The organism is Acidovorax sp. 59 (genome assembly GCF_002754175.1).
Lineage (GTDB): Bacteria > Pseudomonadota > Gammaproteobacteria > Burkholderiales > Burkholderiaceae_C > Acidovorax > Acidovorax delafieldii.
Map to the genome: position 1 here is coordinate 2,809,195 of NZ_PEET01000001.1, position 22,094 is coordinate 2,831,288.

The window sequence follows — 22,094 nt, forward strand, 5'->3', positions numbered from 1 at the left end:
GAATAAAGGCCCCTCGCGCGCCCGTGCAGACAACCTCTTGAGCCGTGCCGGGGGCAAACCTTTCAATTATCGCCCAGCCCCACAGGCCCGCCCGGGGCGGTGGGGCTGGGGATTGCGGGGGCAGCCCCCACCCGCTGCGACGGCGCTGGCAGAATGATCCATTCCGCTCCAGCCCCCCCAACCCCGAGACCAGGACGCCCCACGATGACCGACTCCAGCAAGCCCTCCGCACCCATCAACCGCCGCAGCGCCAACATCACCCAGGGCAAGTCGCGCGCACCCAACCGCTCCATGTACTACGCCATGGGCTACGAGGAAGGCGACTTCGTGAAACCCATGGTGGGCGTGGCCAACGGCCACAGCACCATTACGCCCTGCAACAGCGGCCTGCAGAAGCTGGCTGATGCGGCGATTGCTGGCATCGAAGAAGCGGGTGGCAACGCCCAGGTGTTCGGCACGCCCACCATCAGCGACGGCATGGCCATGGGCACCGAGGGCATGAAATACAGCCTGGTGAGCCGCGAAGTCATCAGCGACTGCATCGAGACCTGCGTGGGCGGCCAGTGGATGGACGGCGTGCTGGTGGTCGGTGGCTGCGACAAGAACATGCCCGGTGGCCTGATGGGCATGCTGCGCGCCAACGTGCCCGCCATCTATGTCTATGGCGGCACCATCCTGCCCGGCCACTACCAGGGCAAGGACCTGAACATCGTGAGCGTGTTCGAGGCCGTGGGCGAGAACGCAGCGGGCAAGCTGAGCGACTTTGACCTCAAGGAAATCGAGAAACGCGCCATCCCGGGCACGGGCTCGTGCGGCGGCATGTACACGGCCAACACCATGAGCAGCGCGTTCGAGGCCCTGGGCATCAGCCTGCCCTATTCGTCCACCATGGCCAACCCGCACGATGAGAAGATGAACTCGGCCAAGGAGTCGGCCAAGGTGCTGATCGAGGCCATCAAGAAGGACATCAAGCCGCGCGACATTGTGACCAAGAAGTCCATCGAGAACGCTGTGGCCGTGATCATGGCCACGGGCGGCTCGACCAACGCGGTGCTGCACTTCCTGGCGATTGCCCATGCGGCAGGCGTGGAGTGGAGCATCAACGACTTCGAGCGCGTGCGCGTGAAGACGCCTGTGCTGTGCGACCTCAAGCCCAGCGGCAAGTACCTGGCGGTGGATCTGCACCGCGCAGGGGGAATCCCTCAGGTCATGAAGATCTTGCTCAATGCGGGCCTGCTGCATGGCGACTGCCTCACCATCGAAGGCAAGACGATCGCCGAGGTGCTGAAGGACGTGCCGAACGAGCCGCGCGCCGACCAGGACGTGATCCGCCCCATCAGCAACCCGATGTACGCGCAGGGTCACCTGGCGATCCTGAAGGGCAACCTGAGCCCCGAAGGCGCGGTAGCCAAGATCACGGGCTTGAAGAACCCCGTCATCACCGGCCCGGCCCGCGTATTCGACGACGAACAATCGGCACTCGAAGCCATCCTGGCGGGCAAGATCAAGGCCGGTGACGTGATGGTGCTGCGCTATCTGGGCCCGAAGGGCGGCCCTGGCATGCCAGAAATGCTGGCACCCACCGGTGCGCTGATCGGCGCAGGCCTGGGCGAGAGCGTGGGCCTGATCACCGACGGCCGCTTCTCCGGCGGCACCTGGGGTATGGTAGTGGGCCACGTGGCACCCGAGGCCGCAGCGGGCGGCACGATTGCTTTCGTCAACGAAGGCGACAGCATCACCATCGACGCGCGCCAGCTGCTGCTGCAGCTCAATGTGCCGGACGAAGAAATCACCAAGCGCCGCGCCGCCTGGACGGCACCTGCACCGCGCTACACCCGGGGCGTGCAAGCCAAGTTTGCGTTCAACGCGTCCAGCGCGAGCAAAGGAGCCGTGCTGGACGCCTATTGATCGCGCTGAGGCTGTGCACCGGCCGGTGGCGAGAAGACGGTTGAGGCTCCGGCGGACGTCTTTATCCTGGTGGTCGGTTCACAACAAAAAGCCCGCAGTACGCCATGTACTGCGGGCTTTTTGTTGAATAGACGACGAGAACAAGTCATCGCGCAAACCACCATGAGCCCCTTGCAGCGGGGCCAGAGCCAGTGTCAGCGCGGCTTGTGTGGGCGAATGCCCAAGGCTTCCTTGTGTTTGTTGATGCGGTCCTTTTTGCGCTGGTCCATCTTCTCCATGGCCTTGCGCTTGGTGTAGCCGGTGGAATCAGCCCAGGCCCACCACAGCGCTGTGGCGGCGAAGGGCGCCAGCACCCACCACCACGACCACGTGGCCACAGGGCCGATCTCGAAATATTTCAGTGCCAGCATGAGAAGGGACAGACCCAGCAGATACATCGCTCTCTCCAAAGAATGCCGCGAAAAGCGGGATTGACCAGGGACAACTGCGTGTCAACCCAAGTCACTACAATCGCATTAAAAGCACTGTAACTCAACCACAGGAATTCCCACCATGAAGCGTTCCCTGATCACACTCGCCTTGACGCTGTCGGTTGCGGCACCCGCGATGGCCGACCTGGCCTTGGCCACCTCCAAGAACTGCATGGCTTGCCACGCAGTGGACAAGAAACTGGTGGGGCCTGCCTACAAGGACGTGGCAGCCAAATACGCTGGCCAGAAGGACGCCGTGGACAAGCTGGCTGCCAAGATCGTCAAGGGTGGCTCTGGCGTGTGGGGTCCAGTACCCATGCCCGCCAATGCGCAAGTGAGTGACGCCGAAGCGAAGAAGCTGGCTGCCTGGGTGCTGACGCAAAAGTAATTTGCCGCCCTTGTGGTGGCCGCGGGTTCTACCGTCCCGGCCCCAACAAAAAGCCGCGCACGATCAGTGACGCGGCTTTTTTAATGCCTGCGGACGACGCCCGCGCCCCTCTGAGTGCGCAGACAGTACCTGCGCCTTCCAGGAGATCACCCACAGGATAGGCCCTACACGATGGGGGTCACCAGCGAATTGCGGGAGCGCAGCTGCTGCTCCAACTGGCCCACATAGGCCGCCGTGGTGTTGTCAGACTCCTCGGCGCGCGCGGCGAGGCGGGCCTCCAGGTGGTCCAGCCGCGCCAGAACCGCCGCATGGGCCTGACTGTGCTGGATTTCAAGGAATGTACGCAGCTCCGTGAAGCGGGACGCCTCGGCCTTGTCAGCCAGCTCGCGCTGTGCCTGCATCTCTTTGGTGTGGCGGCGCGTTTCGAGCAGTACCGAGCCCTGCAGCGACAACACGTAGGCCACGAAGAAGATGCCCAACAAGGCGGTAAGCGCCAGCATGAGCAACCCGAGCGGCGCTTCAAATGACACCACCCCCAGCGATACCAGGGAAGGGGCGGCCAGCGCAGGCCAGTTCAATGCAGCCAGTGCGGCAATCACCAGCACCGTCAACAGCAAAACGATGGAACGCAAGTGCATGGGAAATCTCCGGTCAGCAGCGCCCGGCCAGGGTGGCCGGTCACGCCATGCTGCCGTTGTAACGCATACACGGGCAATTGCTGCCGGCGCAGGACTGATTGGAGATCACGTCCTACAACGCGCGCTGCAGGCCCGCCGGGTGAGCGGGCCCGCTGCTTCGATCACGTACCGGGGTGATCAATGGGTTTTGTGGCCACGTCACATCGCTACGGGATATGAATGTCCCCAGACCCGGCAAGCGCTGCGCGCTGGCGCCGTTGCACGGCGCCTTCTGGATCAGTTGGTCTGGGCCAACTGATCCAGAATTGCCGGATTCTCCAGCGTGCTGGTGTCCTGGGTGATGGCCTCGCCCTTGGCGATGCTGCGCAGCAGGCGGCGCATGATCTTGCCGCTGCGGGTCTTGGGTAGGTTGTCGCCAAAGCGGATGTCCTTGGGCTTGGCAATGGGGCCGATTTCCTTGGCCACCCAGTTGCGCAGCTCGTTGGCGATCTGCTTGGCTTCCTCGCCGGTGGGGCGCGAGCGCTTGAGCACCACAAACGCACAAATGGCTTCACCGGTCACGTCGTCAGGGCGGCCCACCACGGCGGCCTCGGCCACCAGATCGGTCTTGGCGACCAGGGCGGATTCGATCTCCATCGTGCCCATGCGGTGACCGGACACGTTCAGCACGTCGTCGATGCGGCCGGTGATGCGGAAGTAGCCCCGGTCGGCACTGCGCACCGCGCCGTCGCCGGCCAGGTAGTAGCCCTTCAGTTCTTCGGGGAAGTAGCTCTTCTTGAAACGCTCGGGGTCGTTCCAGATGGTGCGGATCATGCTGGGCCAGGGGCGCTTGATCACCAGGATGCCACCGGCGCCGTTAGGTACGTCGTTGCCCATTTCGTCCACGATGGCGGCCGTGATGCCGGGCAAAGGCAGCGTGCAGCTGCCGGGCACCAGCGGCGTAGCGCCAGGCAGCGGGGTGATGACATGGCCGCCGGTTTCGGTCTGCCAGAAGGTGTCCACGATGGGGCAGCGTTCGCCGCCCACGTTCTTGTGGTACCACATCCAGGCTTCGGGGTTGATGGGCTCGCCCACGCTGCCCAGGATGCGCAGGCTCGACAGGTCGGAGCGCGCGGGGTGTACCGCCTCGTCCGCTTCGGCCGCCTTGATGAGCGAGCGGATGGCGGTGGGGGCGGTGTAGAAGATGGTGCACTTGTGGCGCTCGATCATCTGCCAGAAGCGGCCTGCGTTCGGGAAGGTGGGGATGCCTTCAAAAATGATCTGCGTGGCGCCTGCCGCCAGCGGGCCGTAGGCGACGTAGGTGTGGCCAGTGATCCAGCCGATGTCGGCCGTGCACCAGAACACATCCTCGGCGCGCAGGTCGAACGTCCAGTCCATGGTCATCTTGGCCCACAGCAGATAGCCGCCGGTGCTGTGCTGCACGCCCTTGGGCTTGCCGGTGGAGCCGCTGGTGTAGAGGATGAACAGCGGGTGCTCAGCCCCCACAGCCACGGGGGCGCATTCGGTGCTTTGTCCCGCCAGTGCTTCGGCAAAGGTCTTGTCGCGCCCGGCCACCATGTTGCAGGCCGTGGCCGTGCGCTGGTACACAAACACATTGCGAATGGTGTCGCAGCCGCCCATGGCCAGGGCTTCGTCGATGATGGATTTGAGAGGCAGCTCCTTGCCACCACGCATCTGGTAGTTGGCGGTGATGACAGCCACGGCACCAGCGTCGATGATGCGCTCGTGCACGGCCTTGGCGCTGAAGCCGCCAAACACCACACTGTGCGTAGCACCGATGCGGGCGCAGGCCTGCATGGCGATCACGCCCTCAATGGTCATGGGCATGTAGATCAGCACGCGGTCGCCCTTGGTCACGCCATGGGCCTTGAGCGCGTTGGCAAACTGGCTCACTCGGGCAAACAGTTCCTTGTAGGTGATCTTGGTGACGGTACCATCGTCCGCTTCAAAGATGATGGCCGTCTTGTTCTCGGTAGCAGTGCCAATGTGGCGATCGAGGCAGTTGGCCGATGCGTTGAGTTCGCCATCGGCAAACCACTGGAAGAACGGCGCGTTGGACTCGTCCAGCGTGCGGGTAAAAGGCTTGGTCCACTGCAGGTTGCCCTGCGCCTGACGCGCCCAGAAGCCCTCAAAGTCCTTCTCGGCCTCGGCACACAGTGCTTCATACCCGGCCATGCCGGACACGCGCGCGGCTTTGACGATGGCGTCCGAGGGCGGGAACACACGGTTCTCAACCAGCACGGACTCGATGGCGGATGTGGGCGCACTCATGGTGTTGTCTCCTGGATCTAATGGGAATTGGAATTGGGCGGTACTGTCGGGCGCGGCACTTACAGGCCACTGACTGGCGCGAAGCTTACAGAGTACGCCATCGCGGCCCGCCTGTCGCAAACGGCCCCAGCACAGGCTGCGCGGACCCACCTGCCATCGCAGGGACATGATGGCCCAAAGAACCTGTTCAAAGTCTTTTTGGAGATTGCATTGGAGTGCAATCGGGATGAGTGGATGCTTCGGATGCGCCGCATGGGCTCGTGCCCATGCAAGCAGCCGAGGCATTCAATCGCCCGATTTCACTCCAACCCTTCGGGCAAGTCCCTTGCCGGGCGGTCTGCGGCGTTGCGGCGCTTGTGGATAGCCGGGCTATCCACTGCGCCCCGCGCCTTGCATCCCATCCCGGCAAGGGACTCGTGCAACTCCAAAAAGACTTTGAGCAGGTTCTAAAATCGCGCCTCCTGCAACCCTTTGCGAGTGCCATGTCCTCTCCCCAACACAAGCCCCCAGCGCCACTGCGCCCCCTGCCTTCCATGATCTTCGCCAGCCGGTGGCTGCAACTGCCCCTGTATCTGGGCCTGATCCTGGCGCAGGCGGTGTATGTGTTCCATTTCTGGGTGGAACTGGTGCACCTGATCGAAGCCGCGTTTGGCAACACGGCGGCCCTGCAGAGCCTGGTGTCCAGCATTGGCTACAAGAGTGATTTCCAGGTCACCGCGCTCAACGAGACCATCATCATGCTGGTGGTGCTGGCGCTGATCGACGTGGTGATGATCTCCAACCTGCTGATCATGGTGATCGTCGGCGGCTACGAGACCTTTGTCTCGCGCCTGCACCTCGAAGACCACCCCGACCAGCCCGAGTGGCTGAGCCATGTGAACGCCTCGGTGCTCAAGGTCAAGCTGGCCACCGCCATCATCGGCATCAGCTCCATCCACCTGCTCAAGACCTTCATCAACGCCGCCAACTACGACCTCAAGGTGCTGATGTGGCAAACCATCATCCATGTGGTGTTCCTGCTCAGCGCCCTGGCCATTGCGCTGACCGACCGGCTGATGTCGCACTCGTCGGACCGCCACTGAGTACGGCGACGGTCCCCAGGCTCCCCGGCAACGCCGGGGGAGCCCCCGGGACTTGAATATCGGTCAAAAGTGCCGGTAGCGCCTGTCGCATATGCGCTGGCAGCTATCAAATTTGAAGTAAGCACCCCTCGGTATTCAGCGCCCTGGGCGCTCCCAGATTTCTCCTCAATCGGTAGGCACAGTGCGATGCAGACCCACCCGAAGGAGAAATCCATGCCCCCTCTGTCCTCTCTCTCCCCGACCGCAGCCGCGGCGCAAGCACCCGCTGCGGCAGCCTCCCCGTCCACACACACCGCCACCAGCCGCCGCCTGGCATTGAGCGCGCTCGGCTCGCTGGGCATCGCCTCCCTGTGGGGCTGCGGCGGCGGCAGTGACAGCACCAGCACCGACTCTGGCAGCAGCACGGACTCCGGGTCTGGCACCGGCAGCGGTACCGGATCGGGCACTGGCACCGGAACAGGCACCGGCACAACCACCACCTGCTCCGTCGTCCCCGAGGAGACCGCAGGGCCCTACCCTGCCGACGGCTCCACGGCCAGCAACAACACCTACAACGTGCTCGCGCTCAGCGGCATCGTGCGCTCGGACATCCGCACTTCAGTGGGATCGTCCACCCAGGTCAGCGGCGTGCCGCTGTCCATCACCATCACGCTGACGAACACCAGTGCCAGCTGCGCGGCGCTGTCGGGCTACGCCATCTACCTGTGGCACTGCACGCAAGACGGCAACTACTCGGTCTACACCTCCAACAACATCGCCGACAACTACCTGCGCGGCGTGCAGGCTACGGACGCCAACGGCACCGTGACCTTCACCACCATCGTGCCGGGCTGCTATGCGGGCCGCATGCCGCACATGCACCTGGAGATCTACCCCACGCTGGCATCGGCCACCAAGGCCGCCAACAAGATCAAGACCACGCAACTGGCCTTCCCCACCGCACTGCTCAGCAGCATCTACAGCAGCAATTCGGGCTACAGCGCCAGCGTGCGCAACCTGGCCTCCATGTCGTTTGCCACGGACAACGTCTTCAGCGATGGCACCACGCTGGAGATGACCACCGTGCAGGCCAACACCGGCGGCGGCTACTCCGCCAGCATCACGATCTCGATCGCGGTCTGAGCCCCTAGTTTCTTCCATTCCCCCTGTTGTTTCGATCTCCAGAAAGACGCCCGATGTTCAAGATCCACACCCTTTTGGCCGCACTGGCCCTGGCATCCATCGCCGCAGCGTTCCCCAGCCACGCCCAGCCATCCCGCGGCACGCCGCCCGCTCCGCCGCCCGAGGCCTACGCCGCCTGCAAGGGCAAGACCGAAGGCGCCTCCGTCACGCTGACCATGCCCGATGGCAAGAGCCTCGCAGGCACTTGCCGCACAATGGACGGCACCCTGGTGGCCATGCCCGCTGGCGGGCCCGGTGGCCCCGGCGCAGGTGGCCCGCCCCCCGCCCGCTGACCTCCATGCCACCCCTGCGCTCCCTCGTCCCCGTGCCCCATCTGACGCTGCACCGCAAAGCCTTCATCGCCCTGGCCGCCCTGCTGCTGGCGTTGTTGCTGATCTTTGTGGGGTTCTCGCGCCTGGGCCTGCAGCGGGGCCTGGGGCCGTATGTGGCCGAGATCGAGCTGACCCGCATGGACTGGCTGGCCGAGCGCCTGCAGGCCCACCACACCCAGGCAGGCGGCTGGGACAGCCTGCGGGGGCAGCCGTCCCTGTGGGGACGGCTGACCCACCCGGGCGGCGGTCCACGCGGGCCGGGTGGCGCCCGCCCCCCCAGCGGCTCGCCGCCCGGTCTCCCGTCGGAGCCTCCTGGCACGGCCAGCACCCCTCCTTCCAATGCCAGTGACAATGGCCGTGGCGCCGACCTTGGCAACAGCCCGCCCCCACCTCCACCCGGCGACCTGCGGCCCCTGGACCGGGGCCCAGCGCCACCCCAGCGCCACCCGGATGACATCTACCCCCGCCTGGGCCTGCTCGATGCACAAGATCAGCCGGTCGCAGGCACACCGCCCCAGCCGGGGGGCGCACGCCTGGCGTTGCGTGGCGCCGGCGGCCAGACCATCGGGCACCTGGTGCTGGCGCCCCCGCAGGGCGTGCGCAGCGATGCCGACCAGGCCTTTCTGGCCCAGCACCTGGGCTTTGTGGCGTGGACAGGCCTGGTCGGCCTGGCGCTGGCGCTGATCCTGTCGGGCTGGCTGGCACGGCGCTGGCTGGCCCCGGTCGAGGCCCTGGCCACCGGCGCACGCGGCATTGCGCAGGGCCACCTGCACACCCGCGTGCCCGTGCACGGCAATGACGAACTGGCCCAGCTGGCCCGCACCTTCAACACCATGGCCGAACAACTGGGCAGCATCGAAGCCAGCCGCCGCCAATGGCTGGGCGACGTGGCCCACGAGCTGCGCACGCCCCTGGCCGCCATGCGCGCCGAGATCGAGGCCGTGCAGGATGGCATCCGCCCCTTTGACGACAAGACCGCGCTGCGCCTGCACCGGCAGGTGATGCGCCTGATCCAGCTGGTGGGCGACCTGCGCGCCAGCCTGGATGCGGTGGGCACCAGCGCACCCTCGGCCCAGGTGCCCGTGCACCCGCTGTCGCTGCTGAATGAAGCGCTGGCCTCCATGCGCCCCCGCCTGGCGCAGGCGGGCATCGATGTGGACACCAGCGGCCTGGATGCCCTGGCCGCACCAGGCGCCGCCCAGCCGGCCCCCCTGGTGCGCGGCGACGCGCAGCAGCTGCACCAGGTGTTTTTGAACCTGCTGGAAAACAGCCTGCGCTACACCGACGCGGGCGGCCTGCTGCGCATTGCGGCGCGCCTGCTGCCACCGGCCGATGGAGCCCCTCAGCTGCAGGTGCAGCTGGACGACAGCGCGCCCGGCGTGCCCGCGCACGAGCTGCCCCGTATCTTTGAGCGCCTGTACCGCGCAGAAACCTCGCGCAACCGCGACCACGGCGGATCAGGCCTGGGCCTGGCAATCTGCCGCGCCATCGTGCTCGCCCACGGCGGCACGCTGACGGCCGAGGCCTCGCCCCTGGGCGGGCTGCGCATCACACTGATCTTGCCCCTTCTGGACAACCCGGCACCATGAGCCCACGCATCCTTGTCGTCGAAGACGAACCCGACATCGCCGCCATCGTGGTGGATTACCTGCGCCACGCGGGCTATGCGGTGGAGCACCAGGCCGAGGGCCGCGCCGCGCTGGCGAGCATGCTCACCACGCCGCCCGACCTCACGCTGCTGGACATCATGCTGCCCGGCATCGACGGGCTGGAGATATTGCGCCAGGCGCGGCGCCACACGCAGCACCCCATCATGATGCTCACCGCCAGGGTAGAAGAGGTGGACCGCCTCATCGGACTGGAGCTGGGCGCCGACGACTACATCTGCAAGCCGTTTTCGCCGCGCGAGGTGGTGGCCCGCGTCAAGGCCGTGCTGCGCCGCACCGCTGCAGCGCAGGAGGCTTCCTCCGCCAGCACACCACTTGCCGCCTTGATGCTGGACGAGTCGCACTGGCAGGCCACGCTACATGGCACGCCGCTGGGCCTCACGCGGCGCGAGTTCAAATTGCTGCAGGTGCTGGCGCGCCAGAAGGGGCGCATCTTCTCGCGGGCCCAGCTGCTGGACCAGGCCTATGACGACACGCTGGATGTGAACGAACGCGCCATCGACAGCCACATCAAGAACCTGCGCAAGAAGCTCAAAGCCGCCAGCACGGACGGCAGCGACTGGATCCGCTCGGTGTATGGCGTGGGCTTTGCGCTGGACCCGAACCACGAGGGCCCGCCAGCGGCCTGACGGGCAGGCTGCCAGCGACACCCCCTGGGGCCGACAACTATCAATTTAATAGCTACTCAGGCATGTAGCACTAGCGCTACCGGTGCATTTGGCTCAAAAACGCCACGATACCCCCCCAAACAGCCCTGCAGACTCAGCGCCCCACCATCTGCGCAGGCACCACCCACTGGTCAAACTGCTCGCCCGTCACATGCCCCGAGGCCACGGCGGCGGCGCGCAGGCTGGTGCCCTCCTTGTGCGCCTTCTTGGCAATGAAGGCGGCCTTGTCGTAGCCGATGTGGGGGTTGAGTGCCGTCACCAGCATCAGCGACTGCTCCACCAGGTCGTTGATGCGCGCCTGGTTGGGCTCGATGCCCACGGCGCAGTGCTCGTTGAAGCTGGCCATGCCATCGGCCAGCAAGCGCACGCTCTGCAAGAAGTTGTGGATCACCATCGGGCGGAACACGTTCAGCTCGAAGTTGCCCGAGGCCCCGCCGATGTTGATGGCCACGTCGTTGCCCAGCACCTGCGCGCACAGCATGGTCAGCGCCTCGCACTGCGTGGGGTTGACCTTGCCCGGCATGATGGACGAGCCCGGCTCGTTCTCAGGGATGGTGATCTCGCCCAGCCCGCTGCGTGGGCCGCTGGCCAGCCAGCGCACGTCGTTGGCAATCTTCATCAGGCTGGCCGCCAGGGTCTTGAGCGCGCCATGGGCATGCACCAGCGCATCGCAGCTGGCCAGGGCCTCGAACTTGTTGGGGGCGGTGACCAGCGGCAGGCCGGTCAGGTCGGCCAATTCCTTGGCCACGGCCTGCGCATAACCGGCGGGGGCATTGAGCCCGGTGCCCACGGCCGTGCCTCCCAGCGCCAGTTCGCCCAGGTGGGGCAGCGCGGCACGCACATGCTGCTCGCCATGCTGCAGTTGCGCCACCCAGCCCGAGATCTCCTGGCCCAGCGTGAGCGGCGTGGCGTCCTGCAGGTGGGTGCGGCCGATCTTCACGATGCCGTCAAACGCCTTGGCCTTGGCCGCCAGTGTGGTGCGCAGGCCGTGCAGCGCGGGCAGCAGGCGGTGCATCAGTGCGTCCACCGCCGCCAGATGCATGGCTGTGGGGAACACGTCGTTGCTCGACTGGCTCTTGTTCACCTCGTCGTTGGGGTGCACCAGCCGCGCTTCGCCGCGCGGGCCACCCAGCAGCTCGCTCGCCCGGTTGGCCAGCACCTCGTTCATGTTCATGTTGGTCTGCGTGCCCGATCCGGTCTGCCACACCACCAGCGGAAACTCCTGCAGGTGACCGCCTTCGATCACCTCGTCTGCCGCCGCCACGATGGCCGTGGTCTTGGCCGCGTCGAGCAGGCCTAGCGCGTTGTTCACATAGGCGCTGGCCCGCTTGACCTGCGCCAGCGCCCGGATCAGCTCCGGCGCCATGCGCTCGCCCGAGATGGCGAAGTGGTGCAGCGAGCGCTGTGTCTGCGCCCCCCACAGGCGCTGGGCAGGCACATCGATGGGGCCGAAGGTGTCTTTTTCGGTACGGTATGCGGTCGCGTCGGGGGTAGAGGTCTTCACGGTGGGGCCTTGCGCGCTCGGTGAGCGGATGGGAATGAATGAAACACCAGCCCGCAGCATACCCACCGAAGGCCATGGCGCGCTACCACCCCCATCGCCCCTGACAGGCCCGCGCAAGCCCGCCGGGAGATAATTCGGGGTTCGCGTTTTCCCTAAAACCCCCACCGCCATGACCACGACGACCATTCGCCAAGAAGACCTGATCGAATCCATTGCCGGCGCACTGCAGTACATCAGCTACTACCACCCCACCGACTACATCGCCCACCTGGCCCGCGCCTACGAGCGCGAGAAGAGTCCGGCGGCCAAGGATGCGATCGCCCAGATCCTGACCAACAGCAAGATGAGCGCCACCGGCCAGCGCCCCATCTGCCAGGACACCGGCATCGTCAACGTGTTCCTGAAAGTGGGCATGGACGTGCGCTGGGAAGGCTTTACCGGCAGCCTGGACGACGCCATCAACGAAGGCGTGCGCCGGGGCTACAACCACCCCGACAACACGCTGCGCGCCTCGGTCGTGGCCGATCCGCAGTTCGCCCGCAAGAACACCAAGGACAACACCCCTGCCGTGATCTTCACCGAGATCGTGCCCGGCAACACCGTGGACATCACCGTGGCGGCCAAAGGCGGCGGCTCGGAGAACAAGTCCAAGATGTACATGCTCAACCCCGGCGACAACGTGGTGGACTGGGTGCTCAAGACCGTGCCCACCATGGGCGCTGGCTGGTGCCCGCCCGGCATGCTGGGCATCGGCATTGGCGGTACGGCCGAAAAGGCCGTGCTCATGGCCAAGGAAAGCCTGATGGACGACCTGGACATGTACGAACTGCAGGCCAAGGCCGAAGCCGCCAAGACCGGCGGCCCCGCGCTCGACAAGGTCGAAGAGCTGCGCCTGGAGCTGTTTGAAAAGGTCAATGCGCTGGGCATTGGCGCGCAAGGCCTGGGTGGCCTGACCACGGTGCTGGACGTCAAGATCAAGATGTACCCCACACACGCAGCCAGCAAGCCCATCGCCATGATCCCGAACTGCGCCGCCACGCGCCACGCGCACTTCGTGATGGACGGCTCGGGCCCGGTGTACCTCACGCCCCCGAGCCTGGACCTGTGGCCCAACGTGAACTGGGCGCCCGACTACAACAAGAGCAAGAAGGTCAACCTCGACACGCTGACCAAGGAAGAAGTGGCCAGCTGGAAGCCCGGCGACACGCTGCTGCTCAACGGCAAGATGCTGACGGGCCGCGATGCCGCACACAAGCGCATTCAGGACATGCTGGCCAAGGGCGAGAAGCTGCCTGTGGACTTCACCAACCGCGTCATCTACTACGTGGGCCCCGTGGACCCCGTCAAGGGCGAGGCCGTGGGCCCCGCAGGCCCCACCACCGCCACGCGCATGGACGGCTTCACCGAGATGATGCTGGCCCAGACCGGGCTGATCGCCATGGTGGGCAAGGCCGAGCGCGGCCCGGTCGCAATCGAGGCCATCAAGAAGCACCAGAGCGCCTACCTGATGGCCGTGGGCGGCGCCGCCTACCTGGTCTCCAAGGCCATCAAGGCCGCCAAGGTCGTGGGTTTTGAAGACCTGGGCATGGAAGCCATCTACGAATTTGACGTGGTGGACATGCCCGTGACCGTGGCCGTGGATGCCGGCGGCACCAGCGCCCACATCACGGGCCCGGCCGAGTGGCAAAAGCGCATCGCCTCGGGCGAGTTCAAGGGCATCGGCGTCGCCGCAGCCTGATGCGCGTTGGTGTGGCAGGGCCCGCAAGGTGCCTGCCGCAACACAAGGTGCAATAACAAGGAACCGCCTTCGGGCGGTTTTTTTGTGGCCGCCCCGACGCACATCCCTGCATCCGGTTCGGCAAAAATACGGGCTCGACCCGACTCCTCTTCTTCGGCGTTTGCCGCCCCCACCATGCTTTTGAACCACGGGTTCGCGCAGACCCTTCGACAGCTCCTCTACGCCTTGCTGCTGGCCACGCTGATCGGCGCCCTACCCCTGTCCGCCAGCGCCAACCCGCCCATGGTTCCGCAGCGCGACGCACAGACCGCCTTTGGCGGTGCACTGCCCGCCCGCGACGCCGCGCTGCTGGACGCCAGCCTCGCATCCCACATCGAACGCCAACAGCTGCTGAACAGCCAGCACCTGGCGGGCAGCCAACTGCGCACGCTGGACTTTTTCCACAAGACCTTCACCGTGCTCCGTGGCGGCAAGCGCACGGTGTTCGATGCGGAGCTGCTGGGCACGTGGTGGCCCGAAAGCCGGCGCTGGGCATGGGAGGCCGTTGAACGCGTTCCCGACCTGAAAGACCCGAAGCGCAAATCGTTCGCCACGGGCAGCGCGCTCACGCGCCTGTATGGGCGCGAGCATGGCATCGACATCCTGCAGACCGATACCGCGCAGTTGGCGAGCGAAGAGGCTGCCTGGTATCTGTGCGCGTTTGCCGCGCAACTCAACCAGGCCACCGGCGTGCTGGTGAGCATCGGCAGCGAGCTGGTCGCCGGGGGCCAAGAGGGTCAAAAGGCCGTGGTCAAACGCTACTACCTGCTGTCGCACCCGAAAGTTGCAGAGGCAACGCCCAGTGGCAGCGGCAAGGCCAAAGCACCCGCGCGCTGATCCCTCCGGTTTCTCTTGTGCTCTGCAGCGACGTATGTGGCGGCACAGCACCGGACTCATTGTCAAAATCCATGGTCTTGTCCCAGCGCAGCGCCCCCGGTGCACACGCTACAGACATACGCTCATTTCCTACAATCCAGCCTTTTGTCCAACCATGGGCTCCCTGATGCAGTCGGCCTCTTCTCCTATCGGTGTATTTGACAGCGGCGTCGGGGGGCTGAGCGTGCTGCGCGCCCTGTTGGCCGCGATGCCCCACGAGCGCTTCGTGTACCTGGCCGACAGCGGCAACGCTCCCTACGGCGAGCGTGGCGACGCCTATGTGGCCGCCCGCACCCATGCCATCACCCAGTACCTGTGCGAGCAGCACCACATCAAGGCCCTGGTGGTGGCGTGTAACACGGCCACTGCGGCTGCCATTCATGAGGTGCGAAGCAGCCACCCGGAGTTGCCCCTCGTGGGGCTGGAGCCGGCCGTCAAGCCCGCTCTTGCAGTGACAAAAACAGGGCATGTGGGTGTCATCGGCACGCGGGGCACATTGACCAGCGCCAAGTTCGGCAAGCTCATGGCCTCACTGGCCGATCAAGCCCACTTTGTAGTGCAGCCCTGCGATGGTCTGGCGCACGCCATCGAGCGCAGCGTGGCCCTGCCACCTGCCGCCCCCGGCAGTCCTGTCGGTGCCACGGAGACTGGCGCACTGTGCGAACGTTATCTTCAGGCGATGGGCAGTTTTGGTACAGGCCCTGGGCAGATGGACACCCTGGTGCTGGGCTGCACCCACTACATCTTTGTGGCCCACGAGTTGCGCGCACTGGTGGGGCCTGAGGTCCAGGTCATTGAGACTGGAGAGCCCGTGGCGCGCCAGACGCGGCGGCTGCTGGAGACCGCAGGTCTGCTCGCTGTGCCCGAGCCATCCAAACCATGCAATCAACCGCCGCCCCTCCAAAGCAACCCATCGGTGCAATTGCTCACCACGGGGCCGGTGTCCATGCTGGAGGCAGCAGCCCAGCGGTGGCTGGACCTGCCCCCCAGCCAGTGCCGGAGCGTTTCAGTTCCCTGATTCAGCCTCTATCTGCTTCTGGTGCATGATCCATATGCGCCAGTCGCTATCATTTATGAAGCAACTGGGTGTGGCGGCTCTGTGCCGTCAGGACGCGTCGCTGCCCCAGAGCCGGGTGCCTGCCTGCTCCACGTGGGTGAGGTACAGGCGCAGGTCGAACTCGTACTGGTGGTACTGCGGCTCCATGTGGGTGCAGAGCTGGTAGAAGGCTTTGTCATGGTCCTTCTCGCGCAGGTGGGCCAGCTCATGGACAACGATCATGCGCAGGAACTCTTCGGGCGCCTGCTTGAACATCGCGGCAATGCGAATCTCATGCTTGGCCGCCAGCCGGTTGCCCTGCACACGCGACACCGCCGTGTGCAAGCCCAGCGCGTGGCGCACCACGTGGATCTTGTTGTCGAACAGCACCTTGTTGACCGTGCCCGCATTGCGCAGGTAGCGTGCCTTGAGCTCCTGCGCATAGTCGTAGAGCGCCCTGTCGCTGCGCACGGCGTGCGCCTGCGGATACTTGCGCTGCAGAACCGCACCGAGCTTTCCCTGTGCCAGCAGATCGCGCGCCTGGTCCTGCAACGAAGCGGGGTAAGAACGCAGATACGGAAGATCAGTGCTCATAGGCAACAAGGCAGCGACGCGCAGGGCATGGAGTGGCGCGACCACACAGAGGCATCGAAGCGTTTGGAGAGTTGACCCAATGCATGAGAGATATCGGAGGGCGATGCGCGGAATGGCGCGCACCACCACTCAGCGCAGCACGCTCACGCAGGTCAGTGCAAGTGGCGCGGACGACGGCCACCACCACCGCCGTGACCACCACCTGGGCCGCCGGGGCCACGCGGGGGCTTGCCGATCTCCAGGGAGTTCACCAGGGCATCAAAACGCTGACTGAACAGCTTGTCGATCTCTGCGACCACGCCCCCTAACTCGGCGCCATCAAAGTGGCGCTCCATCATGTTCACCACGTCTTGCACCAGCAGATCACGCTGCACCTGCATGATGGCAGCGGGCGTGGGGCCGACGAAAAGCATCACGAAGTCATCGCGCGACTCGGCGCCCTGCTCTTCTTCGTCTTCATCAAAGTCGGTGTCGTAGAAGGTGACCTCGATGGCCGCGCCTTGCTCCGCCAGCTCATTGAGGCTCATGCACATCTCGTCGAGCGACTGGCGGAAATCCTCGTCACCCCGTACCGTCCAGCACATCTGCAGCAAGTGCTCCTGCGCGTCGTACTTGATGCCAGGTTCTTCCTCATAAGCACTGGCCGCGCCATCGGCCAGCGAACGGGCTCCAGCGTACTTCCACAGGGGTTTGAGCGCCTCCTGGAGCTGGTCAAAACTGACATCAGCACGCAAGAGAACCTGTCCGTGGACGTGGATTTCGAAGGGAGCGTTGTAACTTGACATGATTGAATCCTAGAGCCTGTTCAATGTTCTTTTGGAATTCGCATTGGAGTGCAATCGGGATGAGTGGATGCTTCGGATGCGCCGCATGGGCTAGTGCCCATGCAAGCAGCCGGGGCTTCCAATCGCCCGATTTCACTCCAACCCTTCGGGCAAGTGCCTTACCGGGCGGTCTGCTGCGTTGCGGCGCTTGTGGATAGCCGGGCTATCCACTGCACACCGCGCCTTGCATCTCATCCCGGCAAGGCACTTGTGCGACTCCAAAAAAACATTGAACAGGCTCTTCGTGGTGCCCCGAGCCGGGGTCGAACCGGCACGCCCCTTTTCAGGAAAGCGGCGGATTTTAAGTCCGCAGTGTCTACCAATTTCACCATCGGGGCGCCGGCTGCTGAGCGCATACCTGCGTTGCAGCGTAACCCGGGCAGCGCGTGCGCGCAATGCCCTGTCGCATCTCTGGTCGGGACCGCTGTTTGACAACAGCACGCTCCGAACCACCAAGAAAAAAGGGAAGCCTAAGCTTCCCTTTTCAAATATGGAGCGGGAAAAGAGTCTCGAACTCTCGACCTCAACCTTGGCAAGGTTGCGCTCTACCAACTGAGCTATTCCCGCATTTTCTGATTTCTCTAACGTTTCCGTTAGTGCTTATCAGCAAGCCTCAAATTATATAACTATTTTTGGCCGTATTCGATTGCAAGCCAAAAAATTTCTATCCAACTACCATCCATCGACACGATCCCTGCGAGCGTCTCAGCCCAGGGGCTTTGATCGCTTCACTGCTGCAGACCATATCTGGAGGCGCGGTCCGGAGTCGAACCGGACTGACCGGATTTGCAATCCGGGGCATAACCGCTTTGCTACCGCGCCAGGAACTCTCATTCCTCTGACAAAAAAGGGAAGCAACTGCTTCCCTTTTTGTGGAAATTGGAGCGGGAAAAGAGTCTCGAACTCTCGACCTCAACCTTGGCAAGGTTGCGCTCTACCAACTGAGCTATTCCCGCATTTACCGAAGCCTTACATTGTACAACGTTTGCTGCGATGGAGTGAATTGTAGCGCATTTTTTGGGAGTTCCCAAAAAAATTGCTTCAATGTTTCAATCCATCGGCCGTGGCGGATGACACCGCTGCCTTGTCCGTCGACACAGGCACCGCAGCAGCCACCGCAACCTCTTCATCCGTCAGCGGCACGGGCTTGCTCTCCAAAGCAACTTCCAGCACCTTGTCGATCCACCGCACGGGCACGATCTCCAGGCCGCTCTTCACGTTGTCCGGAATCTCGGCGAGGTCCTTCACGTTCTCTTCAGGGATCAGCACGGTCTTGATGCCACCACGCAATGCGGCCAGCAGCTTTTCCTTAAGGCCACCAATGGCCGTCACCTCGCCACGCAGCGTGATCTCGCCTGTCATGGCCACATCGCCGCGCACAGGGATACCCGTGAGCGCAGAAACAAACGCGGTAGTCATCGCAGCCCCCGCGCTGGGGCCGTCCTTGGGGGTGGCACCGTCTGGCACGTGAATGTGGATGTCGCGCTTTTCGAACGTTTCATCCTTGATACCCAGCATGCGCGCGCGGCTGCGTACCACCGTACGGGCAGCCTCCACGGATTCCTTCATCACATCACCCAGCGAACCCGTGCGCGTAATCACACCCTTGCCCGGCATGATGGCCGCCTCGATGGTCAACAGATCTCCACCCACCTCGGTCCAGGCCAGGCCTACTACCTGCCCCACCTGATTTTGCAGCTCCGCACGGCCATAGGTGTACTTGCGCACGCCCAAAAAGTCCGGCAGGTTGTCAGCCGTGACCACCACCTGCGGCTCCAGTTTCTTGAGCTGCAGGCCCTTGACCACCTTGCGGCAAATTTTGGACAGCTCGCGCTCGAGCGAACGCACACCCGCTTCACGGGTGTAATAACGCACCATGTCGCGCACTGCAGGCTCGGTGATGAGCAGTTCTTCGTCCTTCACACCATTGTTCTTGAGCTGCTTGGGCAGCAAGTACTTCATGGCGATGCTGGTTTTCTCGTCTTCGGTGTAGCCCGACAGGCGAATCACCTCCATGCGGTCGAGCAATGCAGGCGGGATGTTCATCGAATTCGACGTGGCGACGAACATCACATCGCTCAGGTCGAAGTCCACCTCGACGTAGTGGTCGCCAAAGGTGTGGTTCTGCTCGGGGTCCAGCACCTCCAACAGAGCGCTCGACGGATCGCCCCGGAAGTCAGTACCCAGCTTGTCGATCTCGTCCAGCAGGAACAGCGGATTGCGCGTGCCCACCTTCGACAGGCTCTGCAGCACCTTGCCTGGCAGCGCACCGATGTAGGTGCGGCGATGCCCGCGGATCTCGGCCTCGTCGCGCATGCCGCCCAGGGCCATGCGCACGTACTTGCGACCAGTGGCCTTGGCGATCGATTGCCCCAGCGAGGTCTTGCCTACGCCAGGAGGGCCCACCAAGCACAGGATGGGCGCTTTCACCTTGTCCACGCGCTGCTGTACCGCGAGGTATTCAAGGATGCGGTCCTTGACCTTGTCGAGGCCGTAATGGTCTTCGTTGAGGACGCCCTCGGCATTCACAAGGTCGTGCTTGATCTTGGTCTTCTTGCTCCAAGGCAGCGCGGTGAGCACGTCGATGTAGTTGCGCACCACTGTCGCCTCGGCCGACATGGGCGACATCAGCTTGAGCTTCTTGAGTTCGGCGTCAGCCTTCTTGCGTGCCTCGGCCGGCATCTTGGCGAGCTTGATCTTTTTCTCGATCTCCTCGATGTCGGCGCCTTCGTCGCCCTCACCCAGTTCCTTCTGGATGGCCTTGACTTGCTCGTTCAGATAGAAGTCGCGCTGGTTCTTCTCCATCTGGCGCTTCACGCGGCCACGGATCTTTTTGTCGACGTTCAGGATGTCCACTTCGCGATCGAGCTGCTCGAACAGGTTTTCGAGGCGCGCCTTTACATCCGAAAGATCCAGCACCACCTGCTTGTTCTCGAGCTTGAGAGGCAGGTGTGCAGCAATGGTGTCTGCCAGTCGACCTGGATCGTCAATGCTGGAGATGGAAGTCAGGATCTCGGGCGGGATCTTCTTGTTGAGTTTGACGTACTGGTCAAACTGCTGCATCACTGCGCGACGCAGGGCCTCGATTTCGCTGGGCTTATTGGCGTCGGGAGTCGCCTCCACCGGTGTCACGGTGGCCATGAAATGCGTTTCGGCATCTTCAATGGAAGCCACCAGAGCACGCTGCTGGCCTTCCACCAGCACCTTCACGGTGCCGTCGGGCAGCTTGAGCATCTGCAAGATGGTGGAGACACAGCCCACATCGAACATGTCAGCCACCGAGGGCTCATCCTTGGCGGCAGCTTTTTGGGCCACCAGCATGATGCGGCGATCAGCCTCCATGGCCATCTCAAGGGCCTTGATGCTCTTGGGGCGACCCACGAATAGCGGGATCACCATGTGAGGGAACACCACCACATCGCGCAAAGGCAACAGCGGCAGGTCAATAGGGGTGGCTGGCAGGGGGGTATGTCCGGACATGGAAATCCTCGAAGTACTCTGTGGAAGTGGGTCCACATGTGGGGATTTTCAACCCTTGCACGCAGCCGTACTGGCGCAAGGGTTGATGGTTCAAAGGGCGACAACATGGCGCCCGCTCCGGTCTTCTCAGGCCTTCTTGGCCGCTTCGCGGTACACGAGCAGCGGCGGCTTGTTTTCTTCGATGGTGGATTCGTCCACCACCACCTTTTCGACGTTGCTGGTGTTGGGCAGGTCGAACATCGTGCCGATCAGCGATTGCTCCAGGATGGAACGCAGACCTCGCGCGCCCGTCTTGCGGGCCAGCGCCTTGCGGGCAATGGCTTTCAGGGCAGCAGGGCGAATTTCCAAGTCCACGCCTTCCATGGCCAGGAGCTTGCTGTACTGCTTGACCAGCGCGTTCTTCGGCTCGGTCAGGATCTGCACCAACGCATCTTCACTCAGTTCAGCCAAGGCAGTCACCACAGGCATACGGCCCACCAGTTCAGGAATCAGCCCGAACTTGATCAGGTCTTCGGGCTCGATCTCGGTGAACACTTCGGTCAGCGAGCGCTGCTTCTTGCTTTTGACCGATGCGCCAAAGCCGATGCCTGAGGCCTCGGTGCGGTTCTCGATGACCTTTTCCAGCCCTGCAAACGCGCCACCGCAGATGAACAGGATGTTGGTTGTGTCGATCTGCAGGAAGTCCTGGTTCGGGTGCTTGCGCCCGCCCTGGGGCGGCACGCTGGCCATGGTGCCCTCGATGAGCTTGAGCAGCGCCTGCTGCACGCCCTCGCCCGACACATCGCGCGTGATGCTGGGGTTGTCGGATTTGCGCGAAATCTTGTCGATTTCATCGATATAGACAATACCGCGCTGGGCGCGCTCGACTTCGTAGTTGCAACTTTGCAGCAGCTTCTGGACGATGTTTTCCACGTCCTCGCCCACATAGCCGGCTTCGGTCAGCGTGGTGGCATCGGCCATCACAAAAGGAACATCCAGCATGCGTGCCAGGGTCTGCGCCAGCAAGGTCTTGCCCGAGCCCGTAGGGCCGATCAGCAGGATATTGCTCTTGGACAGCTCCACATCGTCCTTGTGGGCCTTGTCCTTGTGGCGCAGGCGCTTGTAGTGGTTGTACACCGCCACCGCCAGCGTGCGCTTGGCAACATCCTGGCCAATCACATAGTTGTCCAGATTGGCCTTGATCTCGACCGGCGTGGGCAGGTCACTGCGGCCTTCGCGGGCCAAGTCCCCAGCAGGCAGTTCGTCGCGGATGATCTCGTTGCACAGGTCAATGCACTCGTCGCAGATAAAGACCGACGGACCGGCGATCAGCTTCTTCACTTCATGCTGGCTTTTGCCGCAAAAAGAGCAGTAAAGGGTTTTTTCGCTGGAAGAGCCTTTTTTCTCGGCCATGGGGGCAATGCCTTGCTTGTTTCGGA

General features: G+C 63.8%; 18 protein-coding genes and 4 tRNA genes. 10 read left to right on the forward strand and 12 right to left on the reverse strand.

The window, feature by feature from the left end:
- Positions 1–204 precede the first annotated feature (204 nt).
- Positions 205–1,908: a dihydroxy-acid dehydratase gene (ilvD, locus tag CLU87_RS12715; protein ID WP_099730667.1), complete on the forward strand. Its 1,704-nt coding sequence runs from the start codon at positions 205–207 to the stop codon at positions 1,906–1,908.
- A 194-nt stretch (positions 1,909–2,102) separates the two neighbouring features.
- Here the strand turns inward: ilvD and CLU87_RS12720 are convergent, their stop codons facing one another.
- On the reverse strand, positions 2,103–2,345 hold the full coding sequence (locus CLU87_RS12720) for a TIGR04438 family Trp-rich protein (protein ID WP_099730668.1): 243 nt from the start codon (positions 2,343–2,345) through the stop codon (positions 2,103–2,105).
- 115 nt (positions 2,346–2,460) lie between these two features.
- Here CLU87_RS12720 and CLU87_RS12725 point away from each other — a divergent pair, with 115 nt between their 5' ends.
- The gene (locus CLU87_RS12725) at positions 2,461–2,766 is read left to right on the forward strand and encodes a c-type cytochrome (RefSeq protein WP_056747133.1); all 306 of its coding nucleotides are present in this window, start codon (positions 2,461–2,463) and stop codon (positions 2,764–2,766) included.
- Between the two features lie 164 nt (positions 2,767–2,930).
- Here CLU87_RS12725 and CLU87_RS12730 read toward each other — a convergent pair whose 3' ends face one another.
- On the reverse strand, positions 2,931–3,404 hold the full coding sequence (locus CLU87_RS12730) for a hypothetical protein (protein WP_056747132.1): 474 nt from the start codon (positions 3,402–3,404) through the stop codon (positions 2,931–2,933).
- 276 nt (positions 3,405–3,680) lie between these two features.
- Positions 3,681–5,675: an acetate--CoA ligase gene (gene acs, locus CLU87_RS12735; RefSeq protein WP_099730669.1), complete on the reverse strand. Its 1,995-nt coding sequence runs from the start codon at positions 5,673–5,675 to the stop codon at positions 3,681–3,683.
- Positions 5,676–6,157: 482 nt separating this feature from the next.
- Here acs and CLU87_RS12745 point away from each other — a divergent pair, with 482 nt between their 5' ends.
- The 5 genes from CLU87_RS12745 to CLU87_RS12765 all read left to right on the forward strand — a co-directional run bounded on the left by CLU87_RS12745 (position 6,158) and on the right by CLU87_RS12765 (position 10,546).
- Entirely contained in the window at positions 6,158–6,757 is a 600-nt protein-coding gene (locus tag CLU87_RS12745; protein ID WP_056064456.1) for a TIGR00645 family protein, read from the forward strand.
- Positions 6,758–6,970: 213 nt separating this feature from the next.
- On the forward strand, positions 6,971–7,879 hold the full coding sequence (locus CLU87_RS12750; RefSeq protein ID WP_099732163.1) for an intradiol ring-cleavage dioxygenase: 909 nt from the start codon (positions 6,971–6,973) through the stop codon (positions 7,877–7,879).
- A 53-nt stretch (positions 7,880–7,932) separates the two neighbouring features.
- Positions 7,933–8,211 (forward strand): hypothetical protein, encoded by a 279-nt coding sequence (locus tag CLU87_RS12755; RefSeq protein ID WP_099730670.1) that lies wholly within the window; start codon positions 7,933–7,935, stop codon positions 8,209–8,211.
- A gap of 5 nt (positions 8,212–8,216) precedes the next feature.
- Positions 8,217–9,839 carry an ATP-binding protein gene (locus CLU87_RS12760; RefSeq protein ID WP_099730671.1) on the forward strand — a complete coding sequence of 541 codons (1,623 nt, stop codon included), beginning with the start codon at positions 8,217–8,219 and terminating at the stop codon, positions 9,837–9,839.
- Positions 9,836–10,546 (forward strand): response regulator, encoded by a 711-nt coding sequence (locus CLU87_RS12765; protein ID WP_099730672.1) that lies wholly within the window; start codon positions 9,836–9,838, stop codon positions 10,544–10,546. Before CLU87_RS12760 ends, CLU87_RS12765 begins: the two co-directional genes overlap by 4 nt.
- A 133-nt stretch (positions 10,547–10,679) precedes the next feature.
- On the opposite strand, the gene fumC is transcribed toward CLU87_RS12765, so the two are convergent.
- Positions 10,680–12,089, reverse strand: coding sequence for a class II fumarate hydratase (gene fumC / locus CLU87_RS12770; protein WP_099732164.1), 1,410 nt, complete (start codon positions 12,087–12,089; stop codon positions 10,680–10,682).
- Positions 12,090–12,258: 169 nt separating this feature from the next.
- On the opposite strand from fumC, the gene CLU87_RS12775 reads away from it, so the two are divergent.
- The 3 genes from CLU87_RS12775 (at position 12,259) to murI (ending at position 15,760) form a co-directional block, all read left to right on the forward strand.
- Positions 12,259–13,827: a fumarate hydratase gene (locus tag CLU87_RS12775; protein WP_099730673.1), complete on the forward strand. Its 1,569-nt coding sequence runs from the start codon at positions 12,259–12,261 to the stop codon at positions 13,825–13,827.
- A 174-nt stretch (positions 13,828–14,001) separates the two neighbouring features.
- Positions 14,002–14,703 (forward strand): DUF6882 domain-containing protein, encoded by a 702-nt coding sequence (locus tag CLU87_RS12780; RefSeq protein WP_143227277.1) that lies wholly within the window; start codon positions 14,002–14,004, stop codon positions 14,701–14,703.
- Between the two features lie 166 nt (positions 14,704–14,869).
- Positions 14,870–15,760, forward strand: a complete 891-nt coding sequence (gene murI, locus CLU87_RS12785; RefSeq protein WP_099732165.1) for a glutamate racemase — start codon at positions 14,870–14,872, stop codon at positions 15,758–15,760.
- Positions 15,761–15,847: 87 nt separating this feature from the next.
- Here the strand turns inward: murI and CLU87_RS12790 are convergent, their stop codons facing one another.
- The 8 genes from CLU87_RS12790 to clpX form a co-directional block, all read right to left on the reverse strand.
- The gene (locus CLU87_RS12790; protein ID WP_056064476.1) at positions 15,848–16,372 is read right to left on the reverse strand and encodes a M48 family metallopeptidase; all 525 of its coding nucleotides are present in this window, start codon (positions 16,370–16,372) and stop codon (positions 15,848–15,850) included.
- A 152-nt stretch (positions 16,373–16,524) separates the two neighbouring features.
- Entirely contained in the window at positions 16,525–17,157 is a 633-nt protein-coding gene (locus tag CLU87_RS12795; RefSeq protein ID WP_056064478.1) for a DUF6806 family protein, read from the reverse strand.
- Between the two features lie 284 nt (positions 17,158–17,441).
- Positions 17,442–17,534: transfer RNA gene (locus tag CLU87_RS12805), tRNA-Leu, on the reverse strand.
- A 153-nt stretch (positions 17,535–17,687) separates the two neighbouring features.
- Positions 17,688–17,763 (reverse strand) — tRNA-Gly (locus CLU87_RS12810).
- A gap of 181 nt (positions 17,764–17,944) precedes the next feature.
- A tRNA-Cys gene (locus CLU87_RS12815) sits at positions 17,945–18,018 on the reverse strand.
- A gap of 58 nt (positions 18,019–18,076) precedes the next feature.
- Positions 18,077–18,152: transfer RNA gene (locus CLU87_RS12820), tRNA-Gly, on the reverse strand.
- Positions 18,153–18,237: 85 nt separating this feature from the next.
- Positions 18,238–20,676, reverse strand: coding sequence for an endopeptidase La (lon, locus tag CLU87_RS12825; protein ID WP_056064482.1), 2,439 nt, complete (start codon positions 20,674–20,676; stop codon positions 18,238–18,240).
- A gap of 126 nt (positions 20,677–20,802) precedes the next feature.
- Positions 20,803–22,068: an ATP-dependent Clp protease ATP-binding subunit ClpX gene (gene clpX, locus CLU87_RS12830; RefSeq protein WP_056064485.1), complete on the reverse strand. Its 1,266-nt coding sequence runs from the start codon at positions 22,066–22,068 to the stop codon at positions 20,803–20,805.
- Positions 22,069–22,094: the final 26 nt, after the last annotated feature.

What these genes read in the sequence shown, in the direction of transcription:
- CLU87_RS12795 (WP_056064478.1), bottom strand. Translation starts at nt 17,157, where the DNA reads ATGTCAAGTTACAACGCTCCCTTCGAAATCCACGTCCACGGACAGGTT.
- CLU87_RS12720 (WP_099730668.1), bottom strand. Translation starts at nt 2,345, where the DNA reads ATGTATCTGCTGGGTCTGTCCCTTCTCATGCTGGCACTGAAATATTTC.
- CLU87_RS12730 (WP_056747132.1), bottom strand. Translation starts at nt 3,404, where the DNA reads ATGCACTTGCGTTCCATCGTTTTGCTGTTGACGGTGCTGGTGATTGCC.
- CLU87_RS12755 (WP_099730670.1), top strand. Translation starts at nt 7,933, where the DNA reads ATGTTCAAGATCCACACCCTTTTGGCCGCACTGGCCCTGGCATCCATC.
- CLU87_RS12790 (WP_056064476.1), bottom strand. Translation starts at nt 16,372, where the DNA reads ATGAGCACTGATCTTCCGTATCTGCGTTCTTACCCCGCTTCGTTGCAG.
- CLU87_RS12765 (WP_099730672.1), top strand. Translation starts at nt 9,836, where the DNA reads ATGAGCCCACGCATCCTTGTCGTCGAAGACGAACCCGACATCGCCGCC.
- CLU87_RS12780 (WP_143227277.1), top strand. Translation starts at nt 14,002, where the DNA reads ATGCTTTTGAACCACGGGTTCGCGCAGACCCTTCGACAGCTCCTCTAC.
- clpX (WP_056064485.1), bottom strand. Translation starts at nt 22,068, where the DNA reads ATGGCCGAGAAAAAAGGCTCTTCCAGCGAAAAAACCCTTTACTGCTCT.
- murI (WP_099732165.1), top strand. Translation starts at nt 14,870, where the DNA reads ATGCAGTCGGCCTCTTCTCCTATCGGTGTATTTGACAGCGGCGTCGGG.
- lon (WP_056064482.1), bottom strand. Translation starts at nt 20,676, where the DNA reads ATGTCCGGACATACCCCCCTGCCAGCCACCCCTATTGACCTGCCGCTG.
- acs (WP_099730669.1), bottom strand. Translation starts at nt 5,675, where the DNA reads ATGAGTGCGCCCACATCCGCCATCGAGTCCGTGCTGGTTGAGAACCGT.
- CLU87_RS12750 (WP_099732163.1), top strand. Translation starts at nt 6,971, where the DNA reads ATGCCCCCTCTGTCCTCTCTCTCCCCGACCGCAGCCGCGGCGCAAGCA.
- CLU87_RS12775 (WP_099730673.1), top strand. Translation starts at nt 12,259, where the DNA reads ATGACCACGACGACCATTCGCCAAGAAGACCTGATCGAATCCATTGCC.
- CLU87_RS12760 (WP_099730671.1), top strand. Translation starts at nt 8,217, where the DNA reads ATGCCACCCCTGCGCTCCCTCGTCCCCGTGCCCCATCTGACGCTGCAC.
- CLU87_RS12745 (WP_056064456.1), top strand. Translation starts at nt 6,158, where the DNA reads ATGTCCTCTCCCCAACACAAGCCCCCAGCGCCACTGCGCCCCCTGCCT.
- ilvD (WP_099730667.1), top strand. Translation starts at nt 205, where the DNA reads ATGACCGACTCCAGCAAGCCCTCCGCACCCATCAACCGCCGCAGCGCC.
- CLU87_RS12725 (WP_056747133.1), top strand. Translation starts at nt 2,461, where the DNA reads ATGAAGCGTTCCCTGATCACACTCGCCTTGACGCTGTCGGTTGCGGCA.